General features: G+C 55.1%; 19 protein-coding genes. 7 read left to right on the top strand and 12 right to left on the bottom strand.

Going from position 1 to position 20,518, the window contains the following annotated elements:
• Positions 1-184: 184 nt before the first annotated feature.
• Entirely contained in the window at positions 185-1,162 is a 978-nt protein-coding gene (locus ACFSW5_RS06485) for a Rieske 2Fe-2S domain-containing protein (RefSeq protein ID WP_379270589.1), read from the top strand.
• Positions 1,163-1,230: 68 nt separating this feature from the next.
• On the opposite strand, the gene ACFSW5_RS06480 is transcribed toward ACFSW5_RS06485, so the two are convergent.
• Positions 1,231-1,812: a GNAT family N-acetyltransferase gene (locus ACFSW5_RS06480; RefSeq protein ID WP_379270588.1), complete on the bottom strand. Its 582-nt coding sequence runs from the start codon at positions 1,810-1,812 to the stop codon at positions 1,231-1,233.
• 225 nt (positions 1,813-2,037) lie between these two features.
• On the opposite strand from ACFSW5_RS06480, the gene ACFSW5_RS06475 reads away from it, so the two are divergent.
• The 4 genes from ACFSW5_RS06475 (at position 2,038) to ACFSW5_RS06460 (ending at position 4,856) form a co-directional block, all read left to right on the top strand.
• Positions 2,038-2,709: a FadR/GntR family transcriptional regulator gene (locus ACFSW5_RS06475; RefSeq protein ID WP_379270587.1), complete on the top strand. Its 672-nt coding sequence runs from the start codon at positions 2,038-2,040 to the stop codon at positions 2,707-2,709.
• A 21-nt stretch (positions 2,710-2,730) separates the two neighbouring features.
• Entirely contained in the window at positions 2,731-3,942 is a 1,212-nt protein-coding gene (locus tag ACFSW5_RS06470) for a CynX/NimT family MFS transporter (protein WP_379270586.1), read from the top strand.
• Positions 3,943-4,094: 152 nt separating this feature from the next.
• Positions 4,095-4,571, top strand: coding sequence for an ABC transporter substrate-binding protein (locus ACFSW5_RS06465; RefSeq protein WP_379270585.1), 477 nt, complete (start codon positions 4,095-4,097; stop codon positions 4,569-4,571).
• A 117-nt stretch (positions 4,572-4,688) separates the two neighbouring features.
• The gene (locus ACFSW5_RS06460; RefSeq protein ID WP_379270584.1) at positions 4,689-4,856 is read left to right on the top strand and encodes a hypothetical protein; all 168 of its coding nucleotides are present in this window, start codon (positions 4,689-4,691) and stop codon (positions 4,854-4,856) included.
• 44 nt (positions 4,857-4,900) lie between these two features.
• Here the strand turns inward: ACFSW5_RS06460 and ACFSW5_RS06455 are convergent, their stop codons facing one another.
• Genes ACFSW5_RS06455 through ACFSW5_RS06430 form a run of 6 tightly spaced genes read right to left on the bottom strand, consistent with a single transcriptional unit; the run spans position 4,901 to position 12,061 of the window.
• Complete coding sequence (locus tag ACFSW5_RS06455) at positions 4,901-5,899, bottom strand: aromatic ring-hydroxylating dioxygenase subunit alpha (protein ID WP_379270583.1); 999 nt, start codon at positions 5,897-5,899, stop codon at positions 4,901-4,903.
• Between the two features lie 46 nt (positions 5,900-5,945).
• Entirely contained in the window at positions 5,946-6,968 is a 1,023-nt protein-coding gene (locus ACFSW5_RS06450) for a BMP family protein (protein ID WP_379270582.1), read from the bottom strand.
• Positions 6,969-7,021: 53 nt separating this feature from the next.
• A complete protein-coding gene (locus ACFSW5_RS06445) occupies positions 7,022-8,560 on the bottom strand; it encodes an ABC transporter ATP-binding protein (RefSeq protein ID WP_379270581.1) in 1,539 nt (512 codons plus the stop codon).
• Between the two features lie 21 nt (positions 8,561-8,581).
• Positions 8,582-9,514, bottom strand: coding sequence for an ABC transporter permease (locus tag ACFSW5_RS06440; protein ID WP_379270580.1), 933 nt, complete (start codon positions 9,512-9,514; stop codon positions 8,582-8,584).
• A gap of 15 nt (positions 9,515-9,529) precedes the next feature.
• On the bottom strand, positions 9,530-10,654 hold the full coding sequence (locus tag ACFSW5_RS06435; protein WP_379270579.1) for an ABC transporter permease: 1,125 nt from the start codon (positions 10,652-10,654) through the stop codon (positions 9,530-9,532).
• Between the two features lie 21 nt (positions 10,655-10,675).
• Positions 10,676-12,061, bottom strand: coding sequence for an amidohydrolase family protein (locus ACFSW5_RS06430; protein ID WP_379270578.1), 1,386 nt, complete (start codon positions 12,059-12,061; stop codon positions 10,676-10,678).
• 200 nt (positions 12,062-12,261) lie between these two features.
• On the opposite strand from ACFSW5_RS06430, the gene ACFSW5_RS06425 reads away from it, so the two are divergent.
• Positions 12,262-13,911, top strand: coding sequence for a PucR family transcriptional regulator (locus ACFSW5_RS06425; RefSeq protein WP_379270577.1), 1,650 nt, complete (start codon positions 12,262-12,264; stop codon positions 13,909-13,911).
• Positions 13,912-13,965: 54 nt separating this feature from the next.
• On the opposite strand, the gene ACFSW5_RS06420 is transcribed toward ACFSW5_RS06425, so the two are convergent.
• Positions 13,966-15,372 carry a hypothetical protein gene (locus ACFSW5_RS06420; RefSeq protein ID WP_379270576.1) on the bottom strand — a complete coding sequence of 469 codons (1,407 nt, stop codon included), beginning with the start codon at positions 15,370-15,372 and terminating at the stop codon, positions 13,966-13,968.
• Between the two features lie 194 nt (positions 15,373-15,566).
• On the opposite strand from ACFSW5_RS06420, the gene ACFSW5_RS06415 reads away from it, so the two are divergent.
• The gene (locus ACFSW5_RS06415) at positions 15,567-16,022 is read left to right on the top strand and encodes an NUDIX hydrolase (protein WP_379270575.1); all 456 of its coding nucleotides are present in this window, start codon (positions 15,567-15,569) and stop codon (positions 16,020-16,022) included.
• 128 nt (positions 16,023-16,150) lie between these two features.
• Here ACFSW5_RS06415 and ACFSW5_RS06410 read toward each other — a convergent pair whose 3' ends face one another.
• The 4 genes from ACFSW5_RS06410 to ACFSW5_RS06395 all read right to left on the bottom strand — a co-directional run bounded on the left by ACFSW5_RS06410 (position 16,151) and on the right by ACFSW5_RS06395 (position 20,257).
• Positions 16,151-16,657: an HXXEE domain-containing protein gene (locus tag ACFSW5_RS06410; RefSeq protein ID WP_379270574.1), complete on the bottom strand. Its 507-nt coding sequence runs from the start codon at positions 16,655-16,657 to the stop codon at positions 16,151-16,153.
• Between the two features lie 230 nt (positions 16,658-16,887).
• Positions 16,888-17,553 (bottom strand): HD domain-containing protein, encoded by a 666-nt coding sequence (locus ACFSW5_RS06405; RefSeq protein WP_379270573.1) that lies wholly within the window; start codon positions 17,551-17,553, stop codon positions 16,888-16,890.
• Positions 17,554-17,565: 12 nt separating this feature from the next.
• Complete coding sequence (locus ACFSW5_RS06400) at positions 17,566-18,783, bottom strand: MFS transporter (RefSeq protein ID WP_379270572.1); 1,218 nt, start codon at positions 18,781-18,783, stop codon at positions 17,566-17,568.
• A 76-nt stretch (positions 18,784-18,859) separates the two neighbouring features.
• Positions 18,860-20,257, bottom strand: a complete 1,398-nt coding sequence (locus ACFSW5_RS06395) for a protoporphyrinogen oxidase (protein WP_379270571.1) — start codon at positions 20,255-20,257, stop codon at positions 18,860-18,862.
• Between the last annotated feature and the right edge of the window lie 261 nt (positions 20,258-20,518).

The raw sequence follows: 20,518 nt of genomic DNA, 5'->3' as shown, positions 1-20,518 counted from the left end.
TTAAAGCGGATTAATAAGCGGTATCCGTTTATTTTGCTGCAGCAACAATTTTTGCAACGTTTTTTGTGCATGTAAACAAATCGCAATGCTCCATTTATCGTCAATCGACCTTTACTCCGGCGATTGTGGTATGTTTGTTGACAACAAGATTGGTCTAAAGGCAGGGAGAAAGGAGAATCGTCGGATGATACAGGATCGGGTATTACGGAAGCAATGGATTGCGGCGGGACTGTCCGCCGGATTGACGGACCGGCCGGTTCAAGCCGTTATTATGGGGGAAAGAATCGTTATATTCCGGGACGATAAAGGGAAGGCCCGCGCATTCAAGGATATGTGCATTCACCGCGGAGCGGCATTGTCGCTCGGATGCGTAAAGGAAGGCAAGCTCGTATGCCCGTACCACGCCTGGGAATACGACGGAACGGGCGCTTGCGTCAAAATCCCCCAGCTGCCGGCGAATCAGCCGATTCCGGGCAAAGCGAAGGCGATCGGCTATCCGTGCGAGGAGCGGTACGGTCTGATCTGGGTTGCGCTCGATTCGCCGGAGCGGGACATTCCGGCCTTGCCGGAATACGGCGCTCCCGCGATTCGCAACGTCGTTTGGGGCCCGCTCGAAGTGGCGGCGAAGCCGCCCCGCGTGATCGAGAACTTTCTTGACGTCGGCCATTTGGCCGTTGTCCACGAAGGGTTTCTCGGAACCTCCTCCCATACCGAAATCGGGGATTATCGTGTAGGGCGGGTAGGAGATATTATCCGTTCCGATGAGATCGGAATCTTTCAGCCGGATTCCGACGGAACCGGCAAGCCGAAGACGGTCTATTACGTTTACGAGGTTCTAAACCCGTTGACGGCCAAATTCACGAAGACGGACCATGACACCGGCGCCGCGATGAGCATGATGATGACCGTGCAGCCCGTTTCGGACGACTTGTCCATCGCATACGGCGTGATGGGCTTCAATTATGAGCTTGACATGAGCGACGACGAAATCAACCGGTTCCAGGACACAATATTCGCCCAAGACAAGCCGGTCGTCGAGCATCAGAAGCCCGAGGATCTTCCTCTCGATCTGCAGATGGAGCTATCGCTCAAGATGGACCGGATGAGCATCGCTTACCGCATGTACTTGCGGGACCTCGGCGTCGTGCTTGGCACGGCGTAAAGCTACCGTCCTATTCAAGGAAAACGGCGCTCCAACCGTCAGTTGGCACTCGGAGCGCCGATCTCGCCTTATTCCGGACGACCGGCTCCGCCTCGAACCGCCTCATAATCTTGCTCCAGCATCGCCATCAAGATCATGTCGTGGTACTGGCCGTTATCGAACAGAACGTCGCGCTGCACTCCTTCCCGCCGAAAGCCGATTTTCTCGTAAACATGAACGGCTCTCGGATTAAAAGCATAGACGCCCAGATGTATGCGGTGGAGCTTCAAGTCCTCGAAACCGACGCGAAGCATCAGGCGCATGGCTTCCGTGCCGTATCCTTTCCCCCGATTCCCCGATCCTCGAATGCCGATCCGAATGTTTGCGCTCCGGTTGACCGTGTCGATTTCGTTCAGTACGACCTCGCCGATAAGCTTCCCCGAGCTTTTTTCGATAATCATGTAATCTACCCGCTCTTCGGCGTTTACGGCGCTTATCTTCTGAAGCCAGACGGCCGTTCCCTCTCGCGTAAAATGTTGCTGGGAACCGGTTAGACGGGTCGTTTCCTCATCCTGCAAATATGCGAAGTACTCGTCCAAATCCTGCTTGCAGGCATATCTCAAACTAATAGCGTTCCCCTCGATCGGTTGTCCGGAAAATACCGGTTCCACGGCTTCTCTCCCCTTTTCAAATAAATGTCATATTTTCGCATATACACCGATCTTACCCCGAACTGCGGGTACGGTAAAGAGAGAATCCGGCTATACCGTTCTCTAAAGAAAGCATTTCCGTAACAAAATGACCCATTTCAACTTGATTGCCTCTTTTCAATCCGCCTTCGCCGTGCTATTCTTTCAAAGGACCAATCATCCTACGTTTGAGAGGAGTGAACGGATTTGCTTCAGCAAACAAACCGGATGTCGCTCGTTGACCAAGCGGCGATGCAGATTGAAAAGCTGATCGAAACGGGAGTGTGGCAGGTCGGAACGAAAATCCCGCCCGAGCCTGAGCTGATGGAACAGCTTCAGGTGAGCCGGAATACGCTCAGGGAAGCCGTTCGGGCCTTGACCCATGCCGGAATGCTGCGGACTCGGCAAGGCGACGGCACTTATGTGTGCTCCGCAAGCGCGCTCGGCCCGGCGCTGCAAAAACGGGTGCGGAAGACGGACGCGCTTCACACGCTTGAAGTCCGGCACGCGCTGGAACGGGAGGCGGCCGCTTTAGCCGCATGGCGCAGAACGGATGAAGACTTGCAGCAGCTTCGGCGCTGTCTGGAGGAATGCAAGCTCGCCGTCCGAAGCGGCGATAACGACGCGTATGCCGAATGGGACATGCTGTTTCATCGTGCGGTAGTTGCCGCATCCGGCAACGGGCTGTTGATGGAGCTGTACGAGCATATGACCGAAGGCTTGCGGGAGACGGTCTCAACGGTGGTCGAAATAAGCGACCATGCCTGCTTTCTGGATTTGCACGAGCTGCTGCTGCAAGCCGTTGAGCGCCGGGACGAACAACAGGCGACAGCCGCCGTTCACGGCTATATCGAACAATCCAAAAAGCATTTATTATAACTCGGAGGATCTTAAAACGTTATGAAACAACAGGCACAATTCGCCGATTTGGCCGTTGGCCGAAATACGGCTCAATGGCTGCTCATTCTCGGCATTTTATTGGTCGCGGCCAATCAACGGGCGCCCATCACTTCGGTTGGCCCCCTTATCGGCAGCATCCGCGAAGATACGGGCATATCGAATACGCTCGCGGGCATGCTGACGACCGTTCCGCTGCTGGCATTCGCGTTCATGTCCCCTTTCGCCCCCAAGCTGGCGCGCCGCTACGGCGTGGAACGGGTCGTATTCGCGGCTCTTGTCGTCCTTTTGATCGGTACGTTATGCCGATCGTTAACTTCCGCCGGTACGCTGTTCGCCGGAACAATCCTGATCGGTCTTGCCATCTCCGTATGCAACGTGCTCATCCCGAGCCTTGCGAAACGCGACTTCCCGAGCAAGGTCGGAATAATGACGGGCGCGTATTCCGTCGCGATGAACACTTGCGGCGCCTTTGCATCCGGCATCGCCGTTCCGCTCGCAACCGGCGCCGGCTTCGGCTGGCAAGGCGCTCTTCTATGCTGGAGCATTCTTGCGGTACTGGCTATGACGGTCTGGCTGCCGCGGATTCGTTCGGCCGAACGGACCGTTGCCGTCGCGAATGCCCAGTCGAAAGGGCACAGCTTCTGGCGGTCCGGTCTTGCCTGGCAGGTTACGGCTTTCATGGGGCTGCAATCCGTCTTCTTCTACATGCTGGCCGCCTGGCTTCCCGAAATCTTGGTCAGCCGGGGCATGGCGGCGGATACGGCGGGATGGATGCTGTCCCTGCTTCAATTCGCAATGCTGCCGTTCAGCTTTGTCGTGCCGATTATCGCCGGCCGGATGAACAATCAGCGGCCCCTGGTCGTACTGACCGCCGTTCTGCTCCTTATCGGCATCGGCGGATTGTTCTTCACAGGAAATGCCCTCGTCCCGTTATGGTCGATCATTATCGGGATTGGCGGCGCCTTCGCCTTTAGTCTGGCGATGATTTTCTTCAGCCTGCGCACGAGAGACGCGCAGGAAGCCGCCGAGCTGTCCGGCATGGCGCAGACGGTCGGCTATATACTCGCCGCCGTCGGCCCGATGCTGTTCGGCTGGCTGCACGATACGACGCATAGCTGGACGCCCCCGCTGCTGCTGCTCGTCATCGCCGTCTCCGCTTTATTCGCCGTCGGCATGGGCGCAGCCCGCAATCGTTACGTGCAAGGCGGATGATAGGCCGCCGGTTGCTGGCCCGCCTCCCGTTTACGCTTCCTCCGGAAGAACGGGAGGCGTTTTTTTATTCGCATGAACGAAGTCAAGCTGACCGAAGGCTTACGAGGCTCGCCGGTATCGCGCGCCATTTGTAGCCGCAGCGGCTTAACGGCATGATAACTGGAGGCATCGCATCCGGCAAAGCGGATTTCGGCATTTCGTACGCCGACGATATTTTGCAAGCGCGGGAAAAAGGCATTCCCGTCGTCGGCCTGATGACAACGTACCAGCGGGTCCCTCAAGTATTGATCTCGCACGAAGAAAACGCGGCCGACGATTTTACGGAGTTAAACGGACGGACGTTATACATAACGCCCGGCACGTTATATTGGAAGTTCATCAAGAATGAATACAAATTGGACGGCGTCAAAGAAATGAACTATTCGGGGCAGCTCGTCAATTTCATCGACGATCCGATGGCCGTCAACCAAGGATATATAACCAACGAGCCGTTTACGCTGCAGAAGCAAAATATCGGCGTCTCCTATTTGAAAGTCGCGGATTCCGGCTACGCCAACTACGGCAACGTCCTTTTTACGGCGGAAGAGCACATGAAGCAGCACCCGGACATCGTCCGTTCCGTCGTGTAAGCGAGCCAAAAAGGCTGGAACTATTATCTGGACGGGACGAACTACAAGAAAGTAAACGAGCTGATCAAAACGTATAACGCGGACGGCGACCTCGAAACGTTCGACAACGAAGCCGTAATGGGCAAAGATTTGATTATTGCCGGAGACGCTCTGGAACAAGGAATCGGCGTCATGACGCCCGAGCGATGGTCCGAGCTTCAGGAACAGCCCCTCGAAATCGGCGAGCTGAAGGAAAAGCAAGACGTTTCCAAAGCTTTTACGACGGAATATTTTACGTCGAACTAAACAAAAGAAAGGACAATCCCTGCGCCGATTGTCCTTTCCTGATTTTAAGCCGTACCGATACGAACCCCCATCTTGGCGATCCAGCGGCGATAGGCGACGGACAGCAGATCCGCCTTATGGTTCAGCTCCGCCTGCAGGTCAAGCGGCAGCAGCTCCGGCTTTTGCGTCTCGATAATCCACTTGTCCTGCTCGAATACCGTATCCTGAAACGCCTTGAATTGCGAATCCGGCACGTCAAACCCATAGTTGCGAGACACCGGCATGTATACGATGCATTCCTTCTCGTTTACCGGAAGCACGGTTAACATAATCCACAGCGTCTGTCCCGTTTCCCTGTCCCGTTTCGAGAGCCTTGCCGCTAGAGGACGGAAAACTTCCTTCATATACACGTAAACCGTACCTTCCTTATGCTCCGAGCCCGAGTGGGCGACCGGCTGGAAGATGGGCACGTCTCCCGTATAGACGCGTTCTTCTTCCTTGAACACTTCGAAATCCGGCAGCTCGGAATAATCGGGGTGCCCCAGCAAGCCGCCGTGCACATACATCAGATGGGCGAAATCCGTAAAATTCTCGATAACCCTCGTCCCCGCGGCATTGACGTAGTAAGGCCCGCATACGATCGGGCGGTATTCCGGATTTTCGAACTCTTCGAAGCTTGGAAGTTCCGCTCTTGGTTCGCCGATACATACCCAGACGATGCCGTATTTTTCTTGGCAATGATATTTCTCGGCCTTCGCCCTTGCCGGAATCCGATCGTCCTTTCCTTGGGCCGGAATGCACACGCAGCGGCCGGATTCGTCGTATTGCCAGCCGTGGTACGGACAGACGAGCCTGTCGTTCTCGACCCACCCTTTCGACAGCATCGCGCCTCTATGCACGCATAAATCGCGCACGGCATGAACCCCTTTGCGCGTGCGGTACACGGCTACCCGCTCGCCAAGAATCGTTACGGACAACGGTTTGTCGAGCAGTTCAGCCGCCGCGCAAACCGGATGCCATTCGTTCTCCAATACTTGATCCCGAAGTGCGGTTTGTTCAGTCATTTGATGATCCTCCTTCTAAAATTCAATGATTAATAACGACAACCGGTTATTCATTGCTCAGCTGAATCTTTCCGTCTTTTAACGACTGAACGGCTTCTTCGATCTTGTCCTTCGTTTGTTGCGGGATTTTACCGTCGAAGCCATGGTACGGACTGAGGTATACCGCTCCGTCCTTTACGCCGAGCGTCTGGGCTTCCGCTTTCATCGCGCCGTCCTTGATCCGCTTCACAACGACGGTCATCGCCTTCGGATAGTCTTGTATGACGCTCGTGACGACTGTGTCCGGCGCTTTCGGATTCTGGTCCTGATTGGAGCCGATCGCCAGCACCCCTTCCTGCTTGGCCGCTTCGATGCCTCCCAAGCCTGCGGCGTTAGCGTTCGTCATGACGACGTCGGCGCCTTTTTCGATCAGGGAGATCGCCGTCTCCTTCGCTTTCGTAATATCGTCGTTCGAGCCCGTCATCGTCGTCAGTACTTGAACGGAAGGCACGGCCGCTTTGGCCCCTTCCTCGAACCCTTTGACCGAATTGGAAATCGGAGGTATCTCCGTGCCGCCGATTGCCGCTACCGTTCCGGTCTTGGACATCAGCGCGGCTACCGTTCCCATTAAGTAGCCTTGCTCCCGGTTGTTGATGCTGATCGAAGCGACGTTCGGCTCCTGGCTGACGGTCGCGCTCGTCACGAGGAACCATGTCTCCGGATAATCTTTTGCGACCTCCTTCATGACGTCGGCAAATTCAAATCCGTGGCCGATCACGACATCGTATCCTTCCGATGCGTAACCGAGAATGAACTCCTTCATGTCCGAAGCCGCAACCTTCTCCGAATACTGCGTAGCCGCGCCAAGCTCCTCCTCGATTTGCTTCAGTCCGTTATAGGCGATCGAGTTCCAGCCGTTATCGTTGACGGGTCCTGGCGTAAGCAGCGCAACCTTGAACTCGTCGCCGCCGCCGGAACTGCCGCTATCCGGCTGAGTCGATGCCGAGCCCCCTCCTCCGCAAGCGGCCATAACCGCCGTAAGCGTAATAAGCATACAAGCCGCAAACCAACGTTTGATCCATCTTTCCATATTCCACCATTCCCCCGTTTTATCAATTGGCTTGATCTATAGTTCATTAACGGCTAAAGCCCTGCCATCCGAAGACCTATCCGCTCCAAATCGGCCTCGTCCCGATGGACGGTTTCGACGATCCGCCCTTTATACATGACGGCAATCCGGTCGGATAATGCCAGCACTTCGTCCAGCTCGGCGGATATGAGCAAAATGGCGCAGCCCCGCTTCCGCTCCTCCAGCAGACGGCGATGCACATACTCCGCCGCTCCGATATCCATACCTCTGGTCGGCTGCATCGCAAGCAGCAGGTTCGGCCGCTGCATCAGCTCCCTCGCCAATATCACCTTCTGCTGGTTGCCCCCCGAAAGCTTGCCCGCCGCAGCTTCCGGAGACGGCGTCTTGATCTTGAAGGCGGCAACCGCTTCGGCGGCCGCTTCTCGAATCCTGTTGCGCCGCAGCATGCGGAAACGGCTGTAGGCGCGCGAGTCATATTGCTTGGCAACCATATTCTCGCCGATGCTCATCGGTAGAGCCAATCCTTCCCGCTGACGGTCCTCCGGAATATACGCGACCCCTAACCCGGTTAACAGCCTGGGGTTCGGACGCGGAACGGACTGGCCGCAAATCCGGATAACGCCCTCCACGCTGCTCCCGTCGGCAAGACCCATAATCGCCTCGCACAGCTCCCGTTGGCCGTTGCCGTCCACTCCGGCGATCCCGACGATTTCGCCTTCGCAGACGTCAAGCGATATCCCCTGCAGCAGCGAGACGCCGTGCTGCCGCATCGCAAGGCCGCGCACCTCCAGAACTGCGCCGCCTTCCGCCGGACGCGGCCGAAATGGCGGTGGCGCAACTTCCCTCCCGACCATCAGACGAGCGAGCTCCGCGGTGTTCATGTCCTTCATCAATGTCGAAACGACAAGCTTGCCGGAGCGAAGAACGGTAACGCGGTCGCATAGCGCTTCGACCTCGTTCAGCTTATGGCTGATAAAGACGATCGTTTTCCCTTGCTCCCGCAAAGACCTCAAAATACGGAACAAATCTTCTGCTTCAGGCGGCGTCAGTACGGCCGTCGGCTCATCCAAAATGATAAAGTCCGCGCCGCGATACAGCGTCTTGACGATTTCGACCCTCTGCTGCTGGCCGACGGACAGCTTTCCGACCTTTGCGGTCGGATCGACGTCAAGCCCGAAACTTGCCGAGATGCGCCTTATATTCGTGCAGGCTTGCTTATGCTTATACCAGGGCCCTCGGCCTTCCTTCAGCCCCAGCATGACGTTCTCGGCGACCGTAAGGGCCGGGACGAGCATAAAATGCTGATGCACCATGCCGATGCCGCATTCCATCGCCTGCCGCGGCGATCCGAAACGAACCGGCTTGCCGCGGTATACGATCTCCCCTTCGTCCGGAACGAGCAAACCGGAAAGCATGTTCATCAGCGTGCTTTTGCCTGCACCGTTCTCGCCCAGAATGGCATGGATTTCGCCTTGACCGATCCGAATGTCGAGCCGGTCGGTGGCCGTAAACGATCCGAATCGTTTGACCAAGCTTCTCGTTTCAAGCAACGGCGTAAATCCGTTTCCGTCTTTGCCGGACATTGATAACATGAACGCCCCCCCCTTTGCAATTTAGTGCTGACGGTTCGCCGCGCTTTTGTACGGTTTTCCGGTTGCGGCCGGCTGGCGCGTCTGGCCGGAGAACCAGGCAAGCGCCGCCATCGTCAGCACATAAGGAAACATCAGCATGAACTGGTACGGCACGGCTGCAATTTGAAACCGGAGCTGCAGCGCGTCCGCCCCTCCGAACAACAGGGCAGCGAGCATCGTGCCGCTTGGCGTCCAACGTCCGAAAATGACGGCGGACAAGGCGATAAAGCCGCGTCCGGCAACCATGTTCTCCGTAAACTGATTCACAATCCCGAGGGATAACGCGCTGCCTGCCGCTCCGGCGAAAATGCCGCCGATGACGCAGCAAGCGTACCGTACCCGATGAACCTTGATGCCGAGCGTGTCCGTGGCCAGCGGATTTTCGCCGACGGCGCGAACGGCAAGCCCCCAATTCGTCCGGTACAGCAGAACGGCGGCCGCCGGAACGAGCAGCAGCGCTGCGTAGGTAAGCGCATTTTGCTCGAACAAGGCCGGCCCGACAAGCGGAATATCCGCAAGGAGCGGAACGCGCACGATCGGGAACGAGTCGACCTGCACCGACTCCGTGCCCATCCCGAGCAGGCTTCTTCCGAAAACGGTCGTTAGCCCAAGCCCAAGCAGGTTCATAGCCGTTCCGATAATGACCTGGTCGGCGCCGGTCGTAATGACAAGAAATCCGAACAACCATCCGGTAAGGGCGCATGTTAGACATGCCGCAAGCAATCCTCCCCATACATGGCCGGTATAGTACGCGCCGGCGACGCCGGCCAAAGCGCCGATCAGCATCATCCCTTCCATGCCGATGTTCAGAATACCGCTGCGGGACATATACAAAATGCCGATTCCCGCCAGCAGCAGCGGCACCGAAAGCCGGAGCGCCGAGGCGATGAAACTTGCCCAAAAATCCGCCGTCATAAAGCCTCCTCCTTCCTATTCGTTTAAGTTCAACTGCGCCGGGCTCTCTCTGCCGGCCAGACGGTCCAGCTTGCGGATCAAAATCGCGCATAGTTTGCTTTTGAAGCCCCCGAGCCAATACCGGTTGCACAGCATGACGATGATCATAATAGCCTGGATGACGTAAACCAGTGAAGTGGAAGCGCCCGTTACCCGCTGCATCGCGTTAGCGCCGCTGCGCATCCCGCCGAACAGCAGCGAGGATACGATATTGCCGAGCGGATGCGTGTTGCCGAGCAGTGCGACCGCTATCCCGTCGTAGCCGAAGCCCGGCGAGAAATTTTGCATTAATCGGTGTTGAACGCCCGCGATTTCGACGTATCCTCCCAGCCCGGCAAGGGCGCCGCTGAACATCACGGCCAGCAGCAGGTTCCGTTTGACCGGCATGCCCATAACCTCCGCGGCTCTCCGGTTCAAGCCCGCATAGCGGAGCTGGTATCCCCAAGTCGTCCGCTCCAGCAGCACATAGAGCGCAATCGCGGCAAAGATCGCGACCGCAAATCCGTAATGGAGCCTGGAGCCAAGCAGCTGCGGAAGGACGGCGCTTTCCGGCAGGCTTGCCGTCTGCGGCAGACTCCCTCCCGTCTCCATAAGCGGACCTGTCACCATGTAGCTAACCAGAAAGATGGCGATATAGTTAAGCATGATCGTATTGATGATCTCGCTCGCTCCTCTGGCCACCTTGAGCGCACCCGCGATTCCCCCCCAAAGGGCGCCGCCGAGAAAACCGCACAGTAAAGCAAGCGGCAGATGGAGCCAGAGACGCATTTCCGGGAGAAGAAGCGCCGCCATCGTGCCGGCCAAGGCGCCGGCGTAAATTTGCCCTTCGGCTCCGATATTAAACAGCCCGCACCGATACGCGAAGCTGTAGCTGAGCCCGGCAAACAGCAGCGGCGTCGCTTTCACGAGCGTCTCCTTGAAGCTGTTCGCGCTGCCGGCCGCCCCTTGCCACATCTGCTGGTACGCCTCCAAAGGATTGACGCCTGCGACCGATACGACAAGCGCCCCCGCAAGCAACGAAACCGCAATCGCGACGGCATAAAACAAAACTTCGACCGCCCCCGTCACAACGCGGGAAACGACCGTTTGACCCCCAGCCATACACACTCCCCCCTTGCCTCTTCAATCTCGAATCGCGTATACGGGATATCGGCCCGCCAGCTTCTCCCGAAGCCGATCGACCCTATCCTGCGCACGGTTGATGATTCCCTCCTCGTCTACAAGTACGCAGCGTCCTCCCTCGACCGCGATTTGGCCATGAACGATCACCGTGTCGACATCGTTGCCGTTTGCGTTGTAAACCAAGGCGGAGGAATAACGGTGCACCGGCGATATATGCGCTTTCCGCATATCCACCAGCACGATGTCCGCCAGCTTTCCCGGTTCAAGGGAGCCCAGTTCGTTTTCTCTCCCCAGCGCTTTCGCTCCGCCCAGCGTCCCCATTTCCAGTACCTCGGACGGAGGGAGCAGCGTAGCGTCAAGATGTTCGACTTTATGAAGACAAGCCGTAAACTTCAACACCTCAAGATTGTCTTGGCAATTATTGCTGCCCGGACCGTCCGTTCCCAGCGCGACGTTAATGCCTCGCTTGCGCATTTCGGGTACCCGCGCGACACCCGAGGCCAGATACATATTGGATACCGGGCAGTGAATGAGCGAAGACCGGTTCTTCTGCAGCAAATCGAGCTCTCCGTCGTCGAGCCAGATGCCGTGAACGACCTGCGTTCGCGGTCCAAGCAAGCCCGCCGCTTCCACCAGCTCCAGATTGCGCAGGCCGAACCGGGCAAGCGTGTTATCGATCTGATCGCCGGTTTCCGCGACGTGAATATGGGTAATAAGGTCCCTCTCCCGGCTGAAGCGCGCCGCTCCTTCGAGAAATTTTCTCGAGCACCCGTACAAATTAAGCGGCCCCATCGCGATGTGGATTCGTCCGTTCGCCTCGCCTTGCCAACGGTCCAACAGCGCATCCGTCCGCGAAAATATTTCCTCCTCCGTCTCCCGCAATCGCGGCTCGTAGCTCAGATCGACGCCGCCTCGGGCCAGATAGCCGCGAATGCCCGATTCCTTCATGGCCCGGAGCACGCCTTCGGTATTCGCGGCGCTTGTATGAACGTAATGGTGATCCATGATACAAGTCGCACCGGATTTCAAATTTTCGATGCAGCCGATGAGCGCCGCCAAATAAAAATCTTCTTCCTCCATCGCCAGCGATCCCGGCCAAATCACTTCGCGCAGCCAATCCGCCAGCTTATAGTCGTCGGACACGCCTCGCAGAAACGTCTGAAACAGATGCGTATGGCAGTTGACGAGTCCCGGCATGACGACCTTTCCTTTGGCCTCGATTACGCGATCGGCGCCGGCAAGAATCGAGTCCATCCGCTCTTCCTGCGGACACGGACCGACTTCCGCAATCCGGTCATGTTCGATGACGACATATCCGGGATGATACACTTCACGGCCGGCATTCATGGCTATTACGACGCCGCCGGCAATTACGATTCGGCTCATAAGCTTCTCTCCGATTCAGTCGTTTATTGATGTTATTTTAATTAACATCGTTTTTTGTTTTTTTCATCATAAAGGATTGCTTTCGCCGCTGTCATTGGCTATAGTAAACTAAAATGTTTTCGTTCTTCGGTCATCTTAACCAAAACATGGCTTTTGCCGTGCGGAAAATCTGACATTAAGCGTCAGGAGGAGGGAAACCTTTGCTTCTGGAGGATTTACTGAATGTTCCCATGCTGAAAAATGCACGGATCGCAGCAGGAAAGGAAGGATTGAAGCGGGACGTCGAATCCGTGAACATGATGGATTCGCCGGATGTGATCGATTACGTTAAGCCGAAGGAGCTAACGCTTACGACCGCCTATGCGATTAAGGACAAACCGGAATATTTAATCAAATTGATTTGCGAAATGGCCGATCGCGGCTGTGCGGGACTCGGCATCAAGACCAAGCGGTATTTGGACCGGATTCCCGAGCAAGCGAAAGAAACGGCCGACCGGCTCCGCTTCCCCCTGCTCGAGCTGCCTGCCGACTGTTCGCTTGCCGAAGCGATCGAACAGCTGCTAAGCCGGATATTGGCGTATCGAACGGACGAGCTGCGGCATGCGCTCGACAGCCACCGCAAATTTTCGACCATCATTTTGGAAGGAAACAGCTTGCAGGACATGATCGATACGTTATCCGAGCTGCTCAGCCTTCCGGTTCTTCTTATGGCCCACAACGAACCGCTTGCGATTTCCCCGCACTTCCGGCATCTGCCGCCGGAGCGGATCATGTCCCTTCTCAAAGACATTCCGGTTCCAAAACAAACCGGCTTCATGACCCTAGGCCTCCAAGCTGTCGATTCGGGACCTCTTTCGCCGTATGCCTATCTTGCCTGCTATCCGATCCATTCCGATCTGCCCAAAGCCTATTTGCTTATATGGTCGGACCGCAATGGTGTCGATGCCTTCGCTTCCCTGACCATCGAGCAGGCGGTCAACGTCATCAGCTTTGAGCTGATGAAACGGCAAGCGGTCAAAGAACGGTCAAGGCGGTATAAATACGATTTTTTCTCGGACGTGGTCGAAGGCGTCGTCACCAACGAAGCGGATATCGGGAAGCGCGGCCGCAAATACGGGCTTGTCCAAGACCGTTCCTACAGCTGCGCCGTCTTTAAGCAAGACCCGTTCGAACGGGAGATGAATGTTGGGATGGGGAATCCGTCCATTCCGGAAAAAGAGCGGCTGTACGAGCTAATCAAGCAGGAAGCGAAGGAGGAGCATATCGAGTTTATTTTATTCGTGAAGCAGGACGGTCTCGTGATGCTGCTCCCGGAGGAGCGGCCGCCGGCTCAAGACGAAAAGAAGTCCCCTCCCATGCAGCTGCGCCTGCAGCGGATCGTCGACCGGATATGGGAAAACGCCGGCATTTCGATTTCGGCCGGCATCGGCAACCCTGCCGATCGGTTCGCCAAGCTGCCGCAATCGTACCGCGAGGCGCTTGATGCGCTTCAAACGGGGTATCAAAGCAAGAAGCAAAGGTTCGTGCAGTATTTTTGCGTGAAAGAACTAAACGACCTGCTGCGCCTGCTTCCGCCCGAAGACATGGAGGAGTTTATTCAGGATACGTTCAAAGGACTGCTCCAAGTGGAGGAGAAGGAAAGAGCCGAGCTCAAAAAAACGCTGCGCGCCTTCTTTGAACACCACTGCCATATTGCAGACACGTCGAAGCATCTGTACCTGCACCGGAATACCGTTATTTATCGGCTTGACAAATGCGAGCGTCTCACCGGCAGGCCTTTGCGCTCCATTCCCGACAGCTTGAGGTTCCGAGTCGCGTTTCAGATGGAAGATGTTATGGGGAAAATATAACCATCCTAATCATTGGGAGAGGCTTTCCGTTTTAAAAGCCTCTCCTCTTCTTGCTTACGGTTGTTTTGGAATCTCCACGGTCGTCTCCCAGTCCGTTACGATTTCCGTCACCAAGTTGCTGACGGTTACGGTTATCGTTTTTGAACGTTCGACAAACGATTTGTCCAATAACATTTCAAAATCGTTAAACGAGGACCCTGCCGCGCTGGACACGCCCTTCTCGCCTTTTTCGTTAACGACGGAAAGAAGCTGTGGCCGATTCGTTTGTTGAGCGGTCTCATCGGGGGAAGTCAAATACGGAAGGTCCGCACGCAGCCGGACATAAGGCTTGTCCGGTTCCGGGTCCGTATATTCGTGCCGGACATGGAACGTGATCCCTTTGTTCTCGTAAGTCAGTTTATCCAGGTAAACATCCGTATTAAACAAAGTTGCGATTTTCTCGTTAACCGTTTCCGTGAACATTTGAGCCGAGTGGTCGTATTTCGTCGCATCCACCGTAAACCGGAATTCCCCCGGATCGCCGTAATCCTGGATGGACGACAACGACAAACGAACCGACGAAGGTCGCTCGTCGTAAGGATCGAATTCTACGAACAGTGGCCCGTCATTTCCGGCTGTGCTCAATCCGAAGTTCCAACCCGAATCGTCGCCCGCTGAAATATTGATTTCAATTCCATTAAGACGTCGATCCGGATCGTCGGATTTATACGAGTAATAGAGACGGTTACTTGAACCCCCCAGCTCCAGCCGTTCGATCGTGACGGTACGGCCAAACGCCGTGTAGCTTCGATGAATGGGAACAACTTCGACCGGCTCGTTGGCGGAGTCGTAATCTACGGCGAATACGACCGGAGGAAGGTCGTATTCCGCCTCCCCGTCCCTCAGCCTGATATCCGCCAGCTCCATGTTTTTCACTTGCGTTAACGGCTTACCGTCTTCATCCGTAATAGAATTGGCTATCGCCGTCCCATAGTACCGTCCTTTGAAATAAATGCCTTCATGAAGCGACGACAGATGAGACCGCAGCAGGCTGAAATGCTTTCTCGTTTCGTCATACGCCTTCATCTCCAACACCGGAAGCCGAAGGCCGTCCCGGTTCTCCTCCAAGCCAGTATTGGCTTTGTATTCCGTTTCGTAACTGAACAGCACATGGATATCCCGCTCATTGTACCAAATTTCATGAATCGTCAGCGTTTTATCCGTACCCGGAATCGGAATCCCGTAGTTAAATGTCTTAGCGAGCCTTAACTCCTCCGCCCGTTTCAGGCCGCGGATTTGACTATATTGGTACTGCTTTACGTCTTCCCAATTTTTTGCTTTGGCCAGCCGGTCGGATGAAGCAGCATCTTCGGCGCTACTAACGGTATAGATAACCGCAGCCGCGCCAAGAAGCGCGGCAAGCGCGAGAATAAGCAAAAGCCTCGCACGCGATACTGTTTTTTTGTTCGCTTCATTGTACATTTGCAGAATTACGGCCCCCTATTTGCCCTACTCCTTTTTTCTATTTATTTTATTATAAGGAATATGCCGACTCGGAACCAGCATTCGTTCGGCGAACGATCGGCCGATGGGCTTGCAACGTTGACAAAACAGATGGATAATGAACAAAATGAAGCGCATACTGAGGATAAATGGGAAAAAGAAGAGATGGGATTATGACGAAGACTGACAAAAAACCGTTGACGGCAGGCGTATTGATAACGGACGGAGACGTATTTCTCGCTTGCCGCGCTACGGGACATAACCGCTACAACTTGCCGAAAGGGATGCAGGAGGAGGGCGAGACGCCGATCGAAACGTGCTGCAGGGAGTGCAAGGAAGAAACGGGCATCGTGCTGGACCCGGACAAGCTTGTCGACCTGGGCGAATTTCCGTATTTAAGAAGCAAGGATTTGCATTTGTTTTTATGGCTGGCCCGAACGGATGAATTGCCTCCGCTCAACAAGCTGCGCTGCACCTCGTATTTCCAGCATTATCACACCCGCCAAAGAGTGGCCGAAATTGACGATTACCGCTATCTTCGCTTTGATAAAACCGATGACTGGCTGGACAAAAGCATTGCTAGAATCATTAATCAAATCGTGGACGACGGCGCATTGCGGCAACATTGAGAACAACAAATACAATTTGTTGTTACGATGGCTCCGGATTTTTTTAAATTCTCGTTCTCGCACCAAACGCATCAAAGGACAGAGCGCTTCCTCTGTCCTTTGTCCAATCATTTAAGCAAGTCGATCGATCATTTCACCAGCCTAATCCCGAGCTCATGACCGGCCATGACGATTGGGACGACCAGCAGGCCGACCGGAACGCTTAACGCCACTTCAGTCCAAGTTACAAGATCCATGCTTAACAGCGTGCCGATAAGATACAGCGTATAAGGCAGCACAACGAATACGGCTGTAACAACGCCCGGCGTATACCTTCTCAGAATCATCGATTGAGCCGCATGCGTAAACACATGAAGCAAAAACAAACAATTAAAAGCGAGAAAGACAAAATAGCGGCCGTTCTCCGCCGCCATATATGTAAAAGGGATAAAAACAATAAATTCCAGTAAAACGGCGAAAGCGAATTGAGCGCTTGTGATTCGAAGAATCCGGTCCGTTTTTCCGATCCATCTCGGTAACATCTTCTGAACGCGCTCACGATTGCGGTTTAACCACGGTTCGACGCTAATGATTTCTTCAAGGTCGTGCAGCATAAAGACCACAATAAATAACCAGACCAGCGTTTGGATGCTCATCATCGATCCTCCTCCCTTCACCTTACCGCAAACACAGCCTAGCTTCTTTATCGGCAAACAACGCCGCTCCATGAACTTAACGTTCGGATGAAGGCTTACCCGGATTGCTCATGAAAAAAGACACGGCTTTCCTAACTTTATGTTAAGCCGGGTCTCCGGAGTCCGTATTCAGTTTAAAACGCGGTCGGCCTACATCTTTCGAAGTTTCATACGGCGTACCCGCCGCCCGTTTATAGTTCTCCTTCCCATTCCTTGTAGAAACGCTCGACGTATTGTTCCATATAGCGATGCCGTTCTTCGGCTATGATGCGGGCGGAAGCCGTATTGATCCGATCCTTTAGCTTAAGCAGTTTCTCGTGGAAATGGTTGATCGCCGTACTTTTCCCGCTGCGGTATTGCTCAGGGGTCATGCGATCCCGCGGGGGAACGGCCGGGTCGTAGATAGGCTGGCCTTTGCTCCCCGAATAAAGAAAACATCTGGCGATCGATATCGCTCCGATCGCGTCCAGCCGGTCGGCGTCTTGAACGACCTTGCCCTCGATCGTACGCATGGGCGGATTCGCCCCGCCGTTGTACGACATCGTTCCGATGATCTCCATAATATGTCCGCGATCTTCGTCCCTCAAGGCTTGTGCGCGAAGCCACTTGTCCACTTTAGCCAGACCGGCTTCTTTCGACTCGTTCAGCTTCTCGTCGGCAACATCGTGAAGCAGCGCGCTTAATTTGCATATAAAAAGATCGGCGCTCTCCAGTCCGGCCAAGCGCTCGGCCATCTTGACGACGCGGCGGATATGCCACCAATCGTGTCCGGTCGTATCGTTCTCCAGCTCGGATTTCACGAACCGTTCGGCTTCCGCAAGAACCGCCTCCTGCGCTGGCGTCATGTCTTTTTTCATCCTAAGCCCTCCTTAACCAACCATTCTTGAGCTGTGGTCAGCCCGATCGTTCCGCCCCATATGGCGCAAAGCTCCGCTAAGGATCAGGCCGACGGCCATGTAAACCGCAATCATCGCAATGACGCCGGACCAGCCGTAATGCGCGTAAAAGATGCCGCCAACCGTGCCGCTTACGCTCGAGCCGAGGTAATAGAAAAACAAATATAGCGATGAAGCCTGCGCTTTGTGCTCGGTCGCCGCGATTCCGATCCAGCTGCTGGCGATGGAATGGCCGCCGAAAAATCCGAATGTCAGCAGCGAGATGCCAACGACGATCGCCAGCAAGCTGGACGACAAAGTCAACAGCCCGCCCGCCAATATCAAGAGAAGCGCGATGCTCATCACCGCGTATCTGCCGTAAAGATCGGCGAGACGTCCCATCCATGTCGAGCTGATCGTTCCCGTCAAATACACGATGAAAATCCACCCCACCAATGCTTGGCTCAGCGAAAACGGTGGATCGATCAGACGATACGAAATATAGTTGTACAACGTGACGAAGCAGCCCATCAGGACAAAGCCCAGGCCGTATAAACATAAGAGCCGGGGATTCCGGCATTGCGACAGCAGCGCTTTGACGATGCCGCGGAGCTCATACTTCCGTTTTTGAAAGTTGCGGGAAGCCGGAAGCCACCTCCAGAACAATACGACCGCGCCGATGCTTAAAGCCGCAATCGCTCCGACAGCCAAACGCCAATCGAAAAAATCAGCGACCATCCCCGTCACGATCCGCCCGCCCATGCCGCCGACCGAGTTGCCGCTAATGTAAAGTCCCATCGCATAACCGAGACTGTGGGGGTCGACCTCCTCGCTTAAATACGTCATCGCTACCGCCGGCAGGCCCGCCAGCACAACCCCCTGCAGGATGCGCAGCGCAAGAAGCTGTCCGAAGCTTGGACTGAACGTCAGCAGCAAAGCAATAAGGGCTGCCCCGCCGAGAGAGCAACCCATAATCGATTTGCGGCCTTTGGCGTCCGACAATGCGCTGACAAACAGCATCGTAACCGCCATCGCCACGGTGGTGACGGACAAGGACAAGCTTGCCGTCGCGGGCGATACGCCGAATTGTTTCGAAAACTCGGGCATAAGGGGCTGCAGGCAATACAAGATGGCGAACGTGCAAAATCCGCCGGCAAACATCGCCAAGCTCGTTTTGCGGAACTGCGGCGTTCCTTTTTGAATATAAGTCATGCAAGATGCCTTCTTTCTCATGAATCTGCTTAGCGAAAAAGCAGGCTGCCCGTTCGGCCTGCTGCGATCGAAAGCGCTATTGACCGGCGCTTAATCGCTCCGCGATCCGCCTTGCGGTACTCTCGCCGTTCGCGATGCAATCGGGAATGCCGACCCCGTAATAAGAGCAGCCGGCAAGCCAGACGTCCGGGTAATCCGCAGCCATCTTTTGTTCCAGCGACTCAACGAGTTGTCTATGGCGGAGATGGTAGTTCGGCATCGTGTCGTGCCATTTGGTTACGTTAACAGCGACCGGATCGGACACGATGCCCATGGCCCGCTTGATATCCGCAAGGGCCGTCTGCAGCAGTTGTTCGTCCGTTTGGTTCTTCAGCCGCTCGTAAGCCGGATTGGAGCTTTTATAAAACATTCGAACAAGGAGATGCTTCTCCCGCGACGTATGCTCCCACTTGCGGCTTGTCCACGTGCATGCGTCGCATGTTAACCCGCTGTCTTCGGCGGCGATGAAGCCTGTCCCGTCTTCGGGAAGCGCGCTGTCCGGGATGCGGAAGCCGAGGTATACGCTGATTAGCGAGCTATGCTTAAAACGGCTGAAATGCTCGTTCAGCGACTCGTCCTTCAACAGCTGCGCGGCAGCGGTAGACAGCGTCGCCAGGACGACGCAATCGGCGTTTAGCTCCTCGCTGCCTTGGAGGCGGATCCGATAACCGCCTTCTTCCCGCTTTGCGATCGATTCGGCCCGGACGCCCGTCCGGATTTCCGCGCCGGACAAGGCTTCCAGCCTGTCGATTAACACGGATACCCCGCCGCCGAACGATAGAAACTTTTTATTCCCGCTGCCCTTGAATTGCTGCTTGTTTTCCGCCAGTCCCTTCATGATGCTGCCGTATTTGTTCTTATACTCCAGCAAATAAGGCATAGTCGAAGCGATCGTAAGCTCATGCAGCTTGCCGGAATAAACGCCGGACAACACGGGCGATATTTGGCGTCTGACCAGCTCCTCGCCCAAGAAGCTTTCCAGGAACTCGCCTATGGAATCGTCCTTCGTAAAAGTCTTGTTTTCGGTATAGAAATCTTTTAGAGCTTCCACCTTTCCTTCGGCCGAAATCAGCGTGCTTTTTGCAAGCGACTCCAGGCTGAGCGGAATGCCGAACACCGTATCCTCCGGAATGGGTTTCAATTCGCCGTCTATGTAGATGAAGGACTTGCCCGTCGCATTGTATACGACGTCGTCCGAAAGCCCGAGCTCTTCCAGCAGCGGTGCGACGTTTGACTTCCGGGTCACGATCGAATCCGCCCCGGTCTCCATCGTGTACTCCCCTGTATGCACGGTGCGGATCTTGCCGCCAAGCCGGTCTTCCGCTTCGATTAACACGATTTTGGCGTCCAGCTTGTTGTGCTTGATATGACGGTTTAAATAATAAGCGGTCGATAAACCCGTAACGCCTCCGCCGACAATAACGATCGTTTTCATTTCGCATGCACCTCTGCTCTTTACATTGCGTCCACGGGTTCAAGTATAGCACAAATAAAAGCGCCCCAAGCACTGCCGCATTAGCTGCCGCAAAATTGTAACAGACTCCGGACTTATCCCTATCATTTCTAAAAATACGATATACTACAAGAACGAGAATAACATCGCTCCTCTTACTAGTTTGCAAAAAATACGATTTTTTTTATAAAAAGTGTTCAAATCGCTTCGGGTAACGGCATCTCAAATGTTGAAGACGAGAAA

The organism is Paenibacillus thailandensis (assembly GCF_042685365.1).
Taxonomy (GTDB): domain Bacteria; phylum Bacillota; class Bacilli; order Paenibacillales; family Paenibacillaceae; genus Paenibacillus_AP; species Paenibacillus_AP thailandensis.
This window is presented reverse-complemented; position numbering and strand designations above follow the sequence as displayed.